Below are 13,519 nucleotides of genomic sequence, written 5' to 3'. Positions count from 1 at the left end.
AAAGTCCCCGCATGACCTCTACCGCTTCCACCGATAGCACCGTGAACGCGCTGATTCAGCGCCGCATCCGCCAGGACGTGCAATCCATGCACGCCTATAACGTCCAGGACTCCAAAGGCATGGTCAAGCTCGACGCCATGGAGAACCCGCACCGCCTGCCCGCAGAGTTGCAAGAGGCTTTGGGTCGCCGCCTGGGCGCCTTGGCACTGAACCGCTACCCCGATGGCCGCGTGAACGACCTGCGCCAGGCGCTGGCCGCCTACGCAGGCATGCCCGAAGGTTTTGACATCATGCTGGGCAATGGCTCGGACGAGCTCATCAGCCTGCTGGCCATGGCCTGCGACGTGCCCGTTGCGCCCGGTCAGCCCAAGCCCGCCATCTTGGCGCCGCTGCCGGGTTTTGTGATGTACGCCATGAGCGCGCAGCTGCAAGGGCTGGACTTCGTGGGCGTGCCGCTCACGGCCGACTTTGAGCTGGACGTGCCGGCCATGGTGCAGGCGATTGAGACCCACCAGCCCGCCATCGTCTACCTGGCCTACCCCAACAACCCCACGGCCAACCTGTGGGCCGAGGCTGACATGGTGCGTGTGGTGGCCGCCGCCCAGGCCGCGGGCAGCATCGTCGCCATCGACGAGGCCTACCAGCCGTTTTCCAGCCGCACCTACCTGGACGTGATCCGCGCCAACCCGGCCGCCAACGCCAACGTGCTGCTGATGCGCACCATGAGCAAGTTCGGCCTGGCCGGCGTGCGCATTGGCTATATGGTGGGCCCCAAGGCGCTCATCGCCCAGGTGGACAAGGTGCGCCCGCCCTACAACATCAGCGTGCTGAACTACGAGTGCGCATTATTTGCGCTGGAGAACCAAGAGGCTTTTGCAGCCCAAGCCCGCGAAATATGTGCGCAACGCGCTACGCTTTTAGGAGCATTGCGGGCGCTGCCGGGCGTCAAGGCCTGGAACAGCGACGCCAATATGGTGCTGGTTCGCATCGCGGGCGAGGGCGATCCTGCGCAAAAAGTGTTCGATGGCCTCAAGGCGCGCGGCGTTCTGGTCAAGAACGTTTCTAAAATGCACCCATTGCTGGCCCAATGTTTGCGGCTCACCGTTGGCACCGCCACCGAAAACGCGCAACTGTTGAAGGCCCTGCAGGAATCCCTATGACTACCAACTACCCCATCACCGAAGTGCCCCAGACCTACGCGCCCCGCATTGCCGAGGTATCGCGCAACACGGCCGAGACCAAGATCAAGGTTCGCGTCAACCTGGACGGCACTGGCGTGAGCCGCCTGTCCACCGGCATCGGCTTCTTCGACCACATGCTGGACCAGATCGCCCGCCACGGCATGATCGACCTCGACATCGAGGCCGATGGCGACCTGCACATTGACGGCCACCACACGGTGGAAGACGTAGGTATCACGCTGGGCCAGGCCTTCCACCAGGCGATTGGTGACAAGAAGGGCATCCGCCGCTACGGCCACGCCTATGTGCCGCTGGACGAGGCGCTCTCCCGCGTGGTCATCGACTTTTCAGGCCGCCCAGGGCTGGAGCTGAACGTGCCTTTCAAGAGCGGCATGATCGGCGCGTTTGACACGCAGCTCACCCACGAGTTTTTCCAGGGCTTTGTGAACCACGCCTTTGTGACCCTGCACATCGACAACCTGAAGGGCGAAAACGCCCACCACCAGGCCGAGACCGTATTCAAGGCCTTTGCGCGGGCGCTGCGCGCCGCCATCGAGTTCGACCCACGTGCCCTGGGCGTGATTCCTTCCACCAAGGGTTCGCTGTAATGAAAAAAGTGGCGGTGGTGGACTACGGCATGGGCAACCTGCGTTCGGTCACCCAGGCGGTGATGCACGTGGCGGCCGATGCCGGCGTAGACGTGGTCTGGGCTCGCACCGCGCAAGAGGTGATGGACGCCGAACGCGTGGTACTGCCGGGCCAGGGCGCCATGCGCGACTGCATGCGCGAGCTGCACGACTCCGGCATGTATGACGCCGTGATGCACGCCGCGGCGAACAAGCCGCTCATGGGCGTGTGCGTGGGCATGCAAATGCTGCTGGACCACAGCGATGAGCTGAACACTGCCAGCCTGGGTCTGATCCCCGGCAAGGTGGTGAAATTCGAGCTGGCCGGGCAGATCCAGCCCGACGGCAGCCGCTACAAGGTGCCGCAAATGGGCTGGAACCAGGTCTGGCAGACCAGCCACGCCGGCACGCCCCGGCACCCGGTGTGGGGCGAAGTGCCCGATGGCAGCTACTTCTACTTTGTACACAGTTACTACGCCCAACCGTCTGATGCGCGCCACAGCGTAGGTGAGACGGACTATGGCCAGCGCTTCTCAGCGGCGATTGCACGCGATAATATTTTCGCAACCCAGTTTCACCCTGAAAAAAGCGCTGAGCATGGCTTGGCCCTCTACCGTAACTTCCTGCACTGGAATCCTTGATTCACCTTCCCCTCCGTCCCTTGGCGGCTGGTAAAGCGACTTTTCTTTTCGTCCCAACCCTGAAGCACCATGCTTTTAATTCCTGCGATTGACCTCAAAGACGGCCACTGTGTACGCCTCAAACAAGGCGATATGGACCAATCCACCACGTTTGGCGAGGACCCTGCGGTCATGGCCCGCAGCTGGGTGGACAAGGGCGCAAGGCGTCTGCACCTGGTCGATCTGAACGGCGCGTTTGCCGGCCATCCCAAAAACGAGATGGCGATTCGCAAGATCCTCAAGGAAGTGGGCAACGAAATCGACGTGCAACTGGGCGGCGGTATCCGCGACCTGGACACCATCGAACGCTACTTGGACGCTGGTCTGCGCTACGTCATCATTGGCACCGCCGCGGTCAAAAACCCCGGCTTTTTGCAAGACGCCTGCACCGCGTTTGGCGGCCACATCATCGTGGGCCTGGACGCACGCGATGGCAAGGTCGCCACCGATGGCTGGAGCAAGCTCACCCGCCACGACGTCGTGGACCTGGGCAAGAAGTTTGAAGACTACGGCGTCGAAGGCATCATCTACACCGACATCGGCCGCGACGGCATGCTGTCGGGCATCAATATCGACGCCACCGTCAAGCTGGCCCAGGCCCTGACCATTCCCGTCATTGCATCCGGCGGCCTGTCCAACATGGCCGACATCGAAGCCCTGTGCGCCGTGGAAGACGAAGGCGTGGAAGGTGTGATTTGCGGCCGTGCCATCTACAGCGGTGATTTGGACTTTGCTGCTGCACAGACGCGCGCCGACGAGCTCAACGGCTGATGCTCGCCAAACGCATCATTCCTTGCCTGGACGTGACCGGCGGTCGCGTCGTGAAGGGTGTCAACTTCGTGGAACTGCGCGACGCCGGTGACCCGGTAGAAATCGCGGCCCGCTACAACGACCAGGGCGCCGACGAACTCACGTTTCTCGACATCACCGCCACCAGCGATGGGCGCGACCTGATCCTGCACATCATCGAAGCCGTTGCCAGTCAGGTCTTCATCCCGCTTACCGTGGGCGGTGGCGTGCGTGTGGTGGAGGACGTGCGCCGCCTGCTCAATGCGGGCGCCGACAAGGTGAGTTTCAACTCGGCGGCGCTGGCCAATCCGCAAGTCATTGAAGACGCATCGCTGAAATACGGCTCGCAGGCCATCGTGGTGGCCATTGATGCCAAGCGCCGTTCCGACGAAGACGCCGCCACCCGTGGCGCCGGCTGGGACGTGTACAGCCATGGTGGCCGCAAAAACACCGGCCTGGATGCCGTGGCCTGGGCCACCGAGATGGCGCGCCGGGGTGCGGGCGAAATCCTGCTCACCAGCATGGACCGCGACGGTACCAAGAGCGGGTTCGACCTGGCGCTGACCCGCGCCGTGGCCGATGCCATCAGCGTGCCCGTCATCGCCTCTGGCGGCGTGGGCAATCTGGACCACTTGGCCGACGGTGTGCAGCAGGGCGGGGCCGATGCAGTGCTGGCCGCCAGCATCTTCCACTACGGCGAGTACACCGTAGGCCAGGCCAAGGCCCGCATGGCCGAACGCGGCATCCCCGTGCGGATTTAAGCGTTTTAGGCCTCTAGCCCCTGTAAACGCTGCGCGAGCAGCTATAAATTGGATAGCACATGGAACCCACCCCCACACCGCCTGTGAGCTGGCTCAAACACATCCGCTGGGACTCCAAGGGCCTGGTGCCGGTGATTGCCCAGGAGCAGGGCACGAACGATGTGCTGATGTTCGCCTGGATGAACCGCGAGGCCCTGCAAAAGACGGCCGAATTGGGCCAGGCTGTGTACTTCAGCCGTTCGCGCAACAAGCTTTGGTACAAGGGTGAAGAGTCCGGCCATGTGCAAAAGGTGCACGAAATCCGCATGGACTGCGACAACGACGTGATTCTGCTCAAGGTGACCCAGCTGGGCCACGAGCCCGGGATCGCCTGCCACACCGGGCGCCACAGCTGTTTTTTCAGCGTGTTGGAAAATGGCGAGTGGAAATCTGTCGATCCGGTCTTGAAAGATCCCGAGTCCATCTATAAGTAATGGGTTAGAAACATGTCCATCTCTCAAGACTCCCTGGCTGCCTTGGCTGCTGTGATTGAAAGCCGCAAGGTCGCCAATGGCGGCGACCCGGACGCCAGCTATGTGTCCCGCCTGCTGCACAAGGGCCCCGACGCCTTTTTGAAGAAAATTGGCGAGGAAGCCACCGAAGTGGTGATGGCCGCCAAGGACGCAGACCACGGCGGTGACGCCAGCAAGATCGTCTACGAAGTGGCCGATCTGTGGTTCCACTGCATGGTGGCGCTGTCGCACTATGGCCTGTCGCCCGCCGACGTGATTGCCGAGCTGGAGCGCCGGGTGGGCACCAGCGGTCTGGAAGAAAAAGCCCTGCGCAAAGTCATTGCGCGTGAGGCGGAGCCCAAAGCCGAACCCTGAACCAGGAGTGCGCATGAGCCAGAATTTCACCACCCCCAACGACGCTGCCAGTTTGCAAAAGCTGCAGTCGCTCAACACCGTGGGCACCATCAGCTATGTGTTGCACCTGATCGTGGCGGTGAGCGCATTCATTCCTGGTGGTCAATTTGGTGTGGCTCTGCTGTTGGCGGCGCTGATTCTGGACATGGTCAAGCGCGATGATGCGGTGGGCACCTGGCACGCCTCGCATTTTCGCTGGCGCATCCGCTCGGTGTTGATGGCCGGGCTGTTGTACATCGTCACCACCCCCCTGTGGCTGCTGCTCATCATTCCTGGCTATATCGCCTGGGGGCTGGTGTCGCTGTGGTTCCTCTATCGCATCATCAGCGGCTTCATCGCCATGAACAAGGGCCAGGAGATAGGTACACCATGAGCGAGCACGTTCCGGGGCACGACGCCAACTGCATTTTCTGCAAGATCATCGCCAAGCAGATTCCTTCCAAAGCCGTGTACGAGGACGAGCAGGTCTACGCCTTCCACGACATCCACCCCTGGGCGCCGGTCCATTTCTTGCTGGTGCCCAAAGCCCACATCGCCAGCATGGCGCACGTGGGGCCGGAGCATGCTGCGCTGTTGGGGCATATGATGGCTTTGGTACCCAAGCTGGCCTTGCAGGAGGGTTGCAATCCCTATCCCGAAGGCGGCTACCGCATGGTGACCAACACCGGTGTGGAGGGTGGGCAGGAGGTGCACCACCTGCACTTCCATGTCATGGGCGGTCCACGTCCATGGCTGCGCGGCTGAAGTGTGGCCCCACGGAAAAATTGCGTTCACACACGGCGACTAGAATTCAATACATCGTTAGGAGTAAATCATGGGTTCATTTTCTATTTGGCACTGGTTGATCGTTCTGCTGATCGTGGTCATGGTGTTCGGCACCAAGAAGCTCAAGAACATCGGTTCTGACCTGGGCGGCGCGGTCAAGGGCTTCAAGGACGGCATGAAGGACGGCTCGGCATCTGCCGCTGACGACAAGCCTGCAGCCCCCGCACAGCAAGTGGCCAACGCCTCTGAAAAAACCACGATCGACGTGGAAGCCAAGCAAAAAAACTGAAGCGATAGCACTGCGTGATTGACCTCGGCATATCGAAGATGGCGCTGATCGGCGCGGTGGCGTTGATCGTCATCGGGCCGGAGAAGCTGCCCAAAGTGGCCCGCACCGTAGGCGCCTTGCTCGGCAAGGCGCAGCGCTATGTGGCCGACGTCAAGGCCGAGGTCAGCCGCTCCATGGAGCTCGACGAGCTCAAGAAGATGCGCGAAACGGTGGAGGGTGCCGCCCGCGACGTGGAAAACTCGATCCAGACGCAGGCCAGCGACTTCGAAAAATCGTGGTCCGACGCTACCGACGCCGCGCTAGAGCCCCAAGCCCCCCAATACAAGCACCCGAACAAGAACTGGCGCCTCAAGCAAGGCGCCATGCCCCAGTGGTACAAGGCGCGCGCTGGCGTGCGTACCCGGGCGCAGTCGGGCGCTGCCCGCGTGGCACGGTTCCGTCCGCCGCGCGTGCGCTGACCGGCACCACCAACTTCCCCCATGGCATCAGACAACAATCCGCAAGACGAGCTTGCCGGCACCGAGCAGCCCTTTGTGCAGCATTTGATGGAGCTGCGCGACCGCTTGGTCAAGGCCGCCATCGCCGTGGGCGTGGCGCTGGCCGTGCTGGCGATCTTCCCCGGTCCGGCCGCGCTCTACGACATCCTGGCCGCGCCACTGGTGGCCTCGCTGCCCGCGGGTGGCAAGCTGATTGCCACCTCGGTGATCTCGCCGTTTCTGGTGCCGTTGAAGATCATGCTGATGACGGCGTTTTTGCTGGCGCTGCCCGTGGTGCTGTGGCAGGTGTGGGCCTTTGTGGCGCCAGGCCTGTACAGCCATGAGAAAAAGCTGGTGCTGCCGCTGGTGATCTCCAGCACGCTGCTGTTCTTCATTGGTGTGGCGTTTTGCTACTTCTTCGTGTTCGGCCAGGTGTTTAAGTTTATCCAGAGCTTTGCGCCCAAGAGCATTTCGGCCACGCCCGATATCGAGTCCTACCTGGACTTCGTGCTCTCCATGTTTCTGGCCTTTGGCCTGGCGTTTGAGGTGCCCATCGTCGTCATCGTGCTGGCCCGCATGGGGCTGGTGAGCATCGAGAAGCTCAAGGGCTTTCGCAGTTACTTCATCGTGGTGGCGTTTGTGGCGGCCGCTATCGTTACGCCACCCGATGTGGTGTCGCAGCTGGCGTTGGCCATTCCCATGTGCATCTTGTATGAGATCGGCATCTGGGCGGCGCAGATTTTCATCAAGCACACCCAGGCACCGCCTGAAGAGGCACCCACCCCGGGTTCTTAAGCCTTTTGGGCCGCTAGCCCCCGTAGACATTGCGCGAGCAGCTCCTGAATTCATAGCAAAAGGCGACCCCAGGGTCGCCTTTTTGCATGGGGCCTGCGCCGTCTAGTGGGGCGCTGCCTTGGGCTTGGGCCGCACGCCGGGGGTCACATTCAGCTGCACCTTCTGGTTCTTGCGCTCGATGGTGAAGGGTGCCGCGGTGCCGGGCTTGAGCGAGGCCACCACTGACAGCAGCTGCGTCACATCGGCGATCGGCCGGTCGGCAATGCTCACGATGACGTCGCCGGGGCGCACGCCGGCTTGGGCGGCCGGGCCGTTTTGCAGCACGCCGGTGATGATCACGCCTTCTTTGGTCTTCACGTCAAAGGTCTCGGCGAGTTCGGGTGACAGGTCGTTGGGCTCCACGCCAATCCAGCCGCGCGTGACCCGGCCGTCTTTTACGATGCCGTCCAGCACCTGCTTGGCGGTGGTCACGGGAATGGCAAAGCCAATGCCCATGCTGCCGCCCGAGCGCGAATAGATGGCAGTATTGATGCCCAGCAGATGGCCGTTGGTGTCCACCAGCGCGCCACCTGAGTTGCCGGGGTTGATGGCCGCATCGGTCTGGATGAAGTTCTCAAAGGTGTTGATGCCCAGTTGGTTGCGCCCCAGCGCGCTGACGATGCCGCTGGTCACGGTCTGGCCCACGCCAAACGGGTTGCCGATGGCCAGCACCTGGTCGCCCACCTGCAGGTTGTCGGAATTGCCCAGCACCATGGTGGGTAGCCGGTCCAGGTCGATCTTTACCACGGCCAGATCGCTATCAGGGTCGGTGCCGATCACTTTGCCCTTGGCGTGGCGGCCGTCGTTCAGAAACACTTCCATCTCATCCGCCTCTTCCACCACATGGTTGTTGGTGAGGATGTAGCCGCTGGTGCTGACGATCACCCCGCTGCCCAGGCCGCCCTGGGCTTCGTCACCCTGGTCGCCATAGAAAAATTTGAACCAGGGGTCGTTGGCATTCGGGTTCTTGGCCGCGGCCTTGCTAGTGCTGATACTGACGACCGCCGCGGACGCCTTTTGCGCTGCCAAGCGGAAGCTGCCCGGCGGGATTTCGCCGGGTGCCAGTGCCGGCGCCTCCAGCAGCGCAATCGCACCGCCCACGCTGGGCGTGTGGCCCAGCCATTGCGGCTTGAGCGTGGCCACCACAAAATACGCTGCCAGCAGCACCGTAGCGGTTTGAGAAAACAGCAACCAGAGACGTTTCATCGGTAAATCCAGCATTGGCAGCACACAGGCGCACCGCACGGGGCAAATTGTAGGCGGCAAGCACCCCCGCGTTACAGTGCTATCACGACATATGCCAACGCCCACTCACACCATCCACATCCATGCCGAAGCCCCGCGCAAGCCCGCACTGGGCGCGGCCTGCAATGGCTGTGGCGTGTGCTGCCTGGTCGAGCCCTGCCCGCTGGGCATGCTGTTGTCCGCCAAGCGCCACGGTGCGTGCGACGCGCTGCGCTGGAACGAGGCAGATGCCGTCTACCGCTGTGGCGCCATCACCGCGCCCGCAGCCGTAGTGCAAGCGGCGCTGCCCTGGGCTGGCCGCCGCGGCCTGCGCTGGGTGCAGCCGCTGGCCACGGCCGTGCTGCACCGCGCCGCGCGCCGCTGGGTGGCAGCAGGGCAGGGCTGCGACAGCACGCTACAGCCCGAATCCTCCCCGACAATCACCCCATGACCGACCGCACCACCTTGCTCTCCACGCTGGACGCGCTGCTGCAGCCCGAGCGTTTCAAAGACTACGGCCCCAACGGTCTGCAGGTGGAGGGCCGCACCGAGGTGCGCACGCTGGTGTCTGGCGTCACCGCCAGCCTGGCGCTGATCGAGGCAGCCATTGCGGCCAAGGCTGATGCCATCCTCGTGCACCACGGCCTGTTCTGGCGCGGCTACGACGGCCGGGTGACGGGCTGGATGCGCCAGCGCCTGGGCCTGCTGTTAGCGCACAACATCAACCTATTTGCCTACCACCTACCGCTGGACGCGCACCCCGAGTTGGGCAACAACGCCCAGTTGGGCCGCGTGCTGGGCCTGCAGGCGGACGCTCGCTTTGGCGAACAGCAGCTGGGCTTTTTGGGCGCTGTGCCTGCAGCCCTTGGCACAGCCCAGGCGCTGGCCGACCATGTGCAAGCCGCGCTGGGCCGTGCCGTCACCCTGGTGCCTGGTGGTACGCGGCCGCTGCGCCGCATTGCCTGGTGCACCGGCGGTGCCCAGGGTTACTTTGAAGACGCGATTGCCGCCGGAGCGGACGCCTTTATCACCGGAGAAATTTCCGAACCCCAGGCCCATTACGCGCGCGAATGCGGCGTGGCCTACATCGCCTGCGGCCACCACGCGAGTGAGCGCTATGGCGCCCCCGCGGTCGCCGCTCACGTGGCCGCTGAGTTGGGCCTGGCCCACGCCTTCATTGATATTGACAACCCCGCATGAATGCTGCCGTTCTCCCCATTGCACTGACGTTGGGCGATGCCGCCGGCATTGGCCCTGAAATCATCGCCCAGTCGTTCCTGCGCGAGCCCGAGATGCTGCAGGGTTGTTTTGTAGCTGGTGATGTGCAAGCCATACGCCGCGCACTCGCCGTGGTGCAGGGCGCTGTGTCGCTGCCCGTGGTGCAGATCAGCTTCCCTGCCGAAGTGCTGCAGTTGCCCCCGCGTTGCCTGCCCGTGTTGCAGGTGGGCGAGGCCCTGCCGCCCGTGGCCTGGGGCCAGGTCAGCGCCGCCGCTGGTGAGTTTGCGGGACGCTGCGTGCTGTGGGCGGCTGATGCCGCGATGCGTGGCGAGGTGGCTGCGCTGGTGACGGCGCCGCTGCACAAGGAGGCTCTGTCCGCCGCTGGTGCACCCTACGACGCCTACCCGGGCCATACCGAGATGTTGCAGGCCGCCGCGGCGCGCCATGCCGGCGTGGCGGTGGATGCCATGCCCGTGCGCATGATGCTGGCCAACGACGAGCTGCGCACCGTGCTGGTCAGCATCCATGTCTCGCTGCGTGACGCGCTGGCCGCCGTCACCGTGGACAACGTGCTGCAAACCATTCTGATCACCCACGCCGCGCTCTCACGTACGCTGGGCCGCGTGCCACGTATTGCGGTGGCCGGCGTGAACCCGCATGCGGGGGAGGGCGGCCTGTTTGGCCGCGAGGAGCTGGACAGGGTGATTCCGGCGGTGGAAGCCGCGCGGGTCCAGGGTTGCCAGGTGTTTGGGCCCTACGCGCCCGACACGGTGTTCATGCGTGCCCGCCACGCGGCGGGGCACCCGGGGGAATTTGATGTGGTGGTGGCCATGTACCACGACCAGGGACTGATCCCCGTCAAGTACCTGGGGGTGGAGCAGGGCGTCAACGTGACGCTGGGCTTGCCGCTGGTGCGCACCAGCCCGGACCACGGCACGGCGTTCGATATCGCAGGCACGGGCCGCGCCGACCCATCGAGCATGCTGGCTGCCATTCGCATGGCGCGCCAGCTCTGCGGAGCTGGCGTTTAAGAAGAAAAGGGGCGCTAGCCCCCGTATCCATTGCGCTGGCAGCTACTGAATTAATAGCATTTTGCGCAGATGAGAATGCTTACTTGCGCAGGCTGTCACGGATCTCACGCAGCAGTAGCACGTCTTCGGACGTCACCGCGGGGGCTGGCTCGGCGGCTGGGGCTTCTTTCTTCAGGCGATTGATCTGTTTAACCATTAGGAAAATGATGAACGCCAGAATCGCAAAGTTCACCGCCACGGTGATGAAACTGCCGTAGGCAAACACGGGCACACCGGCTTTTTTCAGCCCTGCCAGCGTGGCATCAGTACCCGGCGGCACGGCGCCCAGCACCACAAACAGGCTGGAGAAGTCCAGCTTGCCAATCACGGCACCCACCAGCGGCATGATCAGGTCACCGACCACCGAGTCCACGATCTTGCCAAACGCACCACCAATGATCACACCCACGGCCAAGTCAATCACATTGCCTTTGACCGCGAAATCCTTGAATTCCTGAATCATTCCCATCGCTTGGCTCCATTGAGGTTGAAAGACCCGCAGTATTACCCACAAAAGTGAGTCCCAAGCGAGTGTCCGGGCCAAACGCCACGTTGAATGCCCCTACTGCCGTCAGCTACAATCCCGGCTTACCCTTACTAGCGATGTTCATTGAGGATTCTCATGAGTGAAACTCCTGTCGACAGCAAAAAGATCGACTCCAGCAAACGGACCTGGTTGATAGCTTCCAGCTGCGCCGGCGCAGTGGGCGGTGTTGCCACCGCCATTCCCTTTGTGAGCACTTTTCAGCCCTCCGAGCGCGCCAAAGCCGCCGGCGCCGCCGTGGAAGTGGACATCTCGGGCATCAAACCCGGCGAAAAAATGACCGTCGAATGGCGCGGCAAACCCGTTTGGATCGTGCGCCGCACGCCTGAGCAATTGGCCGCCCTCTCCGGTGCAGACTCTCAGTTGGCCGACCCCAAATCCGAGCGCAAGCCCAGTGAGCTGACCCCCGAGTACGCCCGCAATGAAGGTCGCTCCATCAAGCCCGAGTTTCTCGTGGCCGTAGGCATCTGCTCCCACCTGGGTTGCTCGCCTTCGGACAAGTTCCAGGTCGGCCCCCAGCCTTCGCTGCCCGATGACTGGCATGGCGGCTTCCTCTGCCCCTGCCACGGTTCCACCTTCGACATGGCGGGCCGCGTGTTCAAGAACAAGCCCGCGCCCGACAACCTTGAAGTGCCACCACACATGTACCTGTCTGACAGCAAGCTGCTGATCGGCGAAGACAAGAAAGCCTGAGGAACATAGACATGGCGACATTCAAGGAAATCTCTCCTAATGCCTCGGCTGGCGAAAAGGTGACCAACTGGTTTGAAAACCGGTTCCCCACCGCTTTTGATGCCTACAAGGTGCACATGTCGGAGTACTACGCTCCGAAAAACTTCAACTTCTGGTACATCTTTGGTTCGCTGGCGTTGCTGGTGCTGGTGATCCAGATCGTGACCGGCATTTTTCTGGTCATGCACTACAAGCCCGATGCCGCGCTGGCATTCGGTTCGGTCGAATACATCATGCGCGACGTGCCATGGGGCTGGTTGATCCGCTACATGCACTCCACCGGCGCCTCTGCCTTCTTTGTGGTGGTCTACCTGCACATGTTCCGCGGCCTGCTGTACGGCAGCTACCGCAAGCCGCGTGAGCTGGTCTGGATCTTCGGTTGCGCCATCTTCCTGTGCCTGATGGCCGAAGCCTTCATGGGCTACCTGCTGCCTTGGGGCCAAATGTCCTACTGGGGCGCCCAGGTGATCGTGAACCTGTTTGCGGCTGTGCCTCTGGTCGGTCCTGATCTGGCGTTGCTGATCCGTGGCGACTACGTGGTGGGTGACGCTACGCTGAACCGCTTCTTCAGCTTCCACGTGATTGCCGTGCCATTGGTCCTGCTGGGCCTGGTGGCGGCGCACTTGCTGGCATTGCACGATGTGGGCTCCAACAATCCCGATGGCGTTGAAATCAAAGGCCCCGACGCTCCCCGCGATGCAGCTGGTCACCCGCTGGATGGCGTGCCTTTCCACCCCTACTACACGGTGCATGACATCTTCGGTGTCAGCCTGTTCCTGATGGTGTTCACTGCCATTATCTTCTTCGCACCCGAGGTGGGCGGCTACTTCCTGGAGTACAACAACTTCATCCCGGCCGATCCGCTGAAGACACCCGCGCACATTGCGCCCGTCTGGTACTTCACACCGTTCTACTCCATGCTGCGTGCCATCACCAGCGAGATGATGTACGCATTGATCGCCAGTGTGCTGGGTGCTGCAGCGTTTGGCATCTTCAAGGTCAAGATGCCCACCATCTTCAAGGGACTGATTGGCGGCGCTGCCGTGGTCGTGGCCGTGCTGATGCTCTCCATCGACGCCAAGTTCTGGGGCGTGGTGGTAATGGGTGGTGCTGTGATCATCCTGTTCTTCCTGCCTTGGCTGGACAACAGCCCGGTCAAGTCCATCCGCTACCGTCCGGACTGGCACAAGTACCTCTATGGTGCCTTTGTGTTCATGTTTGCGATTCTGGGGTACCTCGGTATCCAGGCACCTGGTGTGTGGGGCAGCTTGGCTGGTCAGGACGTCGCGCAGCGCGTGTCCCAGCTGTTCACCTTTGGCTACTTCGGCTTCTTCCTGCTGATGCCTTGGTGGAGCGCATTGGGTGAAGCCAAGCCCGTGCCATCCCGCGTCACCTACGTTGCCCACTGAGCGCCGGAGAAAAGAC

At 62.6% G+C, this 13,519-nt stretch carries 19 protein-coding genes; 17 read left to right on the top strand and 2 right to left on the bottom strand.

Annotated elements, in window-relative coordinates; all coding sequences use genetic code 11:
* The first annotated feature begins 11 nt into the window (after positions 1–11).
* The 12 genes from hisC to tatC all read left to right on the top strand — a co-directional run bounded on the left by hisC (position 12) and on the right by tatC (position 7,267).
* Positions 12–1,160, top strand: coding sequence for a histidinol-phosphate transaminase (gene hisC, locus J2X15_RS04770; RefSeq protein WP_310339912.1), 1,149 nt, complete (start codon positions 12–14; stop codon positions 1,158–1,160).
* On the top strand, positions 1,157–1,789 hold the full coding sequence (gene hisB / locus J2X15_RS04765; RefSeq protein WP_310339911.1) for an imidazoleglycerol-phosphate dehydratase HisB: 633 nt from the start codon (positions 1,157–1,159) through the stop codon (positions 1,787–1,789). Before hisC ends, hisB begins: the two co-directional genes overlap by 4 nt.
* Positions 1,789–2,448, top strand: coding sequence for an imidazole glycerol phosphate synthase subunit HisH (gene hisH / locus J2X15_RS04760; RefSeq protein WP_310339909.1), 660 nt, complete (start codon positions 1,789–1,791; stop codon positions 2,446–2,448). The genes hisB and hisH overlap by 1 nt, the downstream gene beginning before the upstream one ends.
* 69 nt (positions 2,449–2,517) lie before the next feature.
* Positions 2,518–3,258, top strand: coding sequence for a 1-(5-phosphoribosyl)-5-[(5-phosphoribosylamino)methylideneamino]imidazole-4-carboxamide isomerase (gene hisA / locus J2X15_RS04755; protein ID WP_310339907.1), 741 nt, complete (start codon positions 2,518–2,520; stop codon positions 3,256–3,258).
* Positions 3,258–4,037, top strand: coding sequence for an imidazole glycerol phosphate synthase subunit HisF (hisF, locus tag J2X15_RS04750; protein WP_310339905.1), 780 nt, complete (start codon positions 3,258–3,260; stop codon positions 4,035–4,037). The genes hisA and hisF overlap by 1 nt, the downstream gene beginning before the upstream one ends.
* Before the next feature lie 59 nt (positions 4,038–4,096).
* Positions 4,097–4,510, top strand: coding sequence for a phosphoribosyl-AMP cyclohydrolase (gene hisI / locus J2X15_RS04745; protein ID WP_310339903.1), 414 nt, complete (start codon positions 4,097–4,099; stop codon positions 4,508–4,510).
* Positions 4,511–4,522: 12 nt separating this feature from the next.
* Positions 4,523–4,903, top strand: coding sequence for a phosphoribosyl-ATP diphosphatase (locus J2X15_RS04740; RefSeq protein ID WP_310339902.1), 381 nt, complete (start codon positions 4,523–4,525; stop codon positions 4,901–4,903).
* Between the two features lie 13 nt (positions 4,904–4,916).
* Entirely contained in the window at positions 4,917–5,315 is a 399-nt protein-coding gene (locus J2X15_RS04735) for a DUF4870 family protein (protein WP_310339900.1), read from the top strand.
* A complete protein-coding gene (locus tag J2X15_RS04730) occupies positions 5,312–5,686 on the top strand; it encodes a histidine triad nucleotide-binding protein (RefSeq protein ID WP_310339898.1) in 375 nt (124 codons plus the stop codon). The genes J2X15_RS04735 and J2X15_RS04730 overlap by 4 nt, the downstream gene beginning before the upstream one ends.
* Before the next feature lie 70 nt (positions 5,687–5,756).
* On the top strand, positions 5,757–5,996 hold the full coding sequence (gene tatA / locus J2X15_RS04725) for a Sec-independent protein translocase subunit TatA (protein WP_310339896.1): 240 nt from the start codon (positions 5,757–5,759) through the stop codon (positions 5,994–5,996).
* Positions 5,997–6,010: 14 nt separating this feature from the next.
* Positions 6,011–6,454: a Sec-independent protein translocase protein TatB gene (gene tatB / locus J2X15_RS04720; protein WP_310339894.1), complete on the top strand. Its 444-nt coding sequence runs from the start codon at positions 6,011–6,013 to the stop codon at positions 6,452–6,454.
* Positions 6,455–6,475: 21 nt separating this feature from the next.
* On the top strand, positions 6,476–7,267 hold the full coding sequence (gene tatC / locus J2X15_RS04715; protein WP_310339892.1) for a twin-arginine translocase subunit TatC: 792 nt from the start codon (positions 6,476–6,478) through the stop codon (positions 7,265–7,267).
* A 102-nt stretch (positions 7,268–7,369) separates the two neighbouring features.
* On the opposite strand, the gene J2X15_RS04710 is transcribed toward tatC, so the two are convergent.
* On the bottom strand, positions 7,370–8,512 hold the full coding sequence (locus tag J2X15_RS04710; RefSeq protein WP_310339891.1) for a S1C family serine protease: 1,143 nt from the start codon (positions 8,510–8,512) through the stop codon (positions 7,370–7,372).
* Positions 8,513–8,603: 91 nt separating this feature from the next.
* Between J2X15_RS04710 and J2X15_RS04705 the strand changes: the two genes are divergently transcribed.
* Genes J2X15_RS04705 through pdxA form a run of 3 tightly spaced genes read left to right on the top strand, consistent with a single transcriptional unit; the run spans position 8,604 to position 10,779 of the window.
* On the top strand, positions 8,604–8,981 hold the full coding sequence (locus J2X15_RS04705) for a hypothetical protein (RefSeq protein ID WP_310339889.1): 378 nt from the start codon (positions 8,604–8,606) through the stop codon (positions 8,979–8,981).
* The gene (locus J2X15_RS04700) at positions 8,978–9,730 is read left to right on the top strand and encodes a Nif3-like dinuclear metal center hexameric protein (RefSeq protein WP_310339887.1); all 753 of its coding nucleotides are present in this window, start codon (positions 8,978–8,980) and stop codon (positions 9,728–9,730) included. The genes J2X15_RS04705 and J2X15_RS04700 overlap by 4 nt, the downstream gene beginning before the upstream one ends.
* Positions 9,727–10,779 (top strand): 4-hydroxythreonine-4-phosphate dehydrogenase PdxA, encoded by a 1,053-nt coding sequence (gene pdxA, locus J2X15_RS04695; protein ID WP_310339886.1) that lies wholly within the window; start codon positions 9,727–9,729, stop codon positions 10,777–10,779. Before J2X15_RS04700 ends, pdxA begins: the two co-directional genes overlap by 4 nt.
* 79 nt (positions 10,780–10,858) lie before the next feature.
* On the opposite strand, the gene mscL is transcribed toward pdxA, so the two are convergent.
* Positions 10,859–11,287, bottom strand: a complete 429-nt coding sequence (gene mscL / locus J2X15_RS04690; protein ID WP_310339885.1) for a large conductance mechanosensitive channel protein MscL — start codon at positions 11,285–11,287, stop codon at positions 10,859–10,861.
* A 153-nt stretch (positions 11,288–11,440) separates the two neighbouring features.
* On the opposite strand from mscL, the gene petA reads away from it, so the two are divergent.
* Entirely contained in the window at positions 11,441–12,055 is a 615-nt protein-coding gene (gene petA / locus J2X15_RS04685; RefSeq protein ID WP_310339883.1) for a ubiquinol-cytochrome c reductase iron-sulfur subunit, read from the top strand.
* Positions 12,056–12,066: 11 nt separating this feature from the next.
* Positions 12,067–13,503, top strand: a complete 1,437-nt coding sequence (locus tag J2X15_RS04680; RefSeq protein WP_310339881.1) for a cytochrome b — start codon at positions 12,067–12,069, stop codon at positions 13,501–13,503.
* The last annotated feature ends 16 nt before the right edge of the window (positions 13,504–13,519 follow it).

The sequence above is a fragment of the Rhodoferax saidenbachensis genome (genome assembly GCF_031457975.1).
GTDB classification, from domain to species: Bacteria; Pseudomonadota; Gammaproteobacteria; order Burkholderiales; family Burkholderiaceae_C; genus Allorhodoferax; species Allorhodoferax saidenbachensis_A.
This window is presented reverse-complemented; position numbering and strand designations above follow the sequence as displayed.

Bases quoted from the DNA above. Each gene is read 5' to 3' on its own strand.
- hisC (WP_310339912.1), top strand. From the start codon at position 12: ATGACCTCTACCGCTTCCACCGATAGCACCGTGAACGCGCTGATTCAG.
- hisB (WP_310339911.1), top strand. From the start codon at position 1,157: ATGACTACCAACTACCCCATCACCGAAGTGCCCCAGACCTACGCGCCC.
- hisH (WP_310339909.1), top strand. From the start codon at position 1,789: ATGAAAAAAGTGGCGGTGGTGGACTACGGCATGGGCAACCTGCGTTCG.
- hisA (WP_310339907.1), top strand. From the start codon at position 2,518: ATGCTTTTAATTCCTGCGATTGACCTCAAAGACGGCCACTGTGTACGC.
- hisF (WP_310339905.1), top strand. From the start codon at position 3,258: ATGCTCGCCAAACGCATCATTCCTTGCCTGGACGTGACCGGCGGTCGC.
- hisI (WP_310339903.1), top strand. From the start codon at position 4,097: ATGGAACCCACCCCCACACCGCCTGTGAGCTGGCTCAAACACATCCGC.
- J2X15_RS04740 (WP_310339902.1), top strand. From the start codon at position 4,523: ATGTCCATCTCTCAAGACTCCCTGGCTGCCTTGGCTGCTGTGATTGAA.
- J2X15_RS04735 (WP_310339900.1), top strand. From the start codon at position 4,917: ATGAGCCAGAATTTCACCACCCCCAACGACGCTGCCAGTTTGCAAAAG.
- J2X15_RS04730 (WP_310339898.1), top strand. From the start codon at position 5,312: ATGAGCGAGCACGTTCCGGGGCACGACGCCAACTGCATTTTCTGCAAG.
- tatA (WP_310339896.1), top strand. From the start codon at position 5,757: ATGGGTTCATTTTCTATTTGGCACTGGTTGATCGTTCTGCTGATCGTG.
- tatC (WP_310339892.1), top strand. From the start codon at position 6,476: ATGGCATCAGACAACAATCCGCAAGACGAGCTTGCCGGCACCGAGCAG.
- J2X15_RS04710 (WP_310339891.1), bottom strand. From the start codon at position 8,512: ATGAAACGTCTCTGGTTGCTGTTTTCTCAAACCGCTACGGTGCTGCTG.
- J2X15_RS04705 (WP_310339889.1), top strand. From the start codon at position 8,604: ATGCCAACGCCCACTCACACCATCCACATCCATGCCGAAGCCCCGCGC.
- J2X15_RS04700 (WP_310339887.1), top strand. From the start codon at position 8,978: ATGACCGACCGCACCACCTTGCTCTCCACGCTGGACGCGCTGCTGCAG.
- pdxA (WP_310339886.1), top strand. From the start codon at position 9,727: ATGAATGCTGCCGTTCTCCCCATTGCACTGACGTTGGGCGATGCCGCC.
- mscL (WP_310339885.1), bottom strand. From the start codon at position 11,287: ATGGGAATGATTCAGGAATTCAAGGATTTCGCGGTCAAAGGCAATGTG.
- petA (WP_310339883.1), top strand. From the start codon at position 11,441: ATGAGTGAAACTCCTGTCGACAGCAAAAAGATCGACTCCAGCAAACGG.
- J2X15_RS04680 (WP_310339881.1), top strand. From the start codon at position 12,067: ATGGCGACATTCAAGGAAATCTCTCCTAATGCCTCGGCTGGCGAAAAG.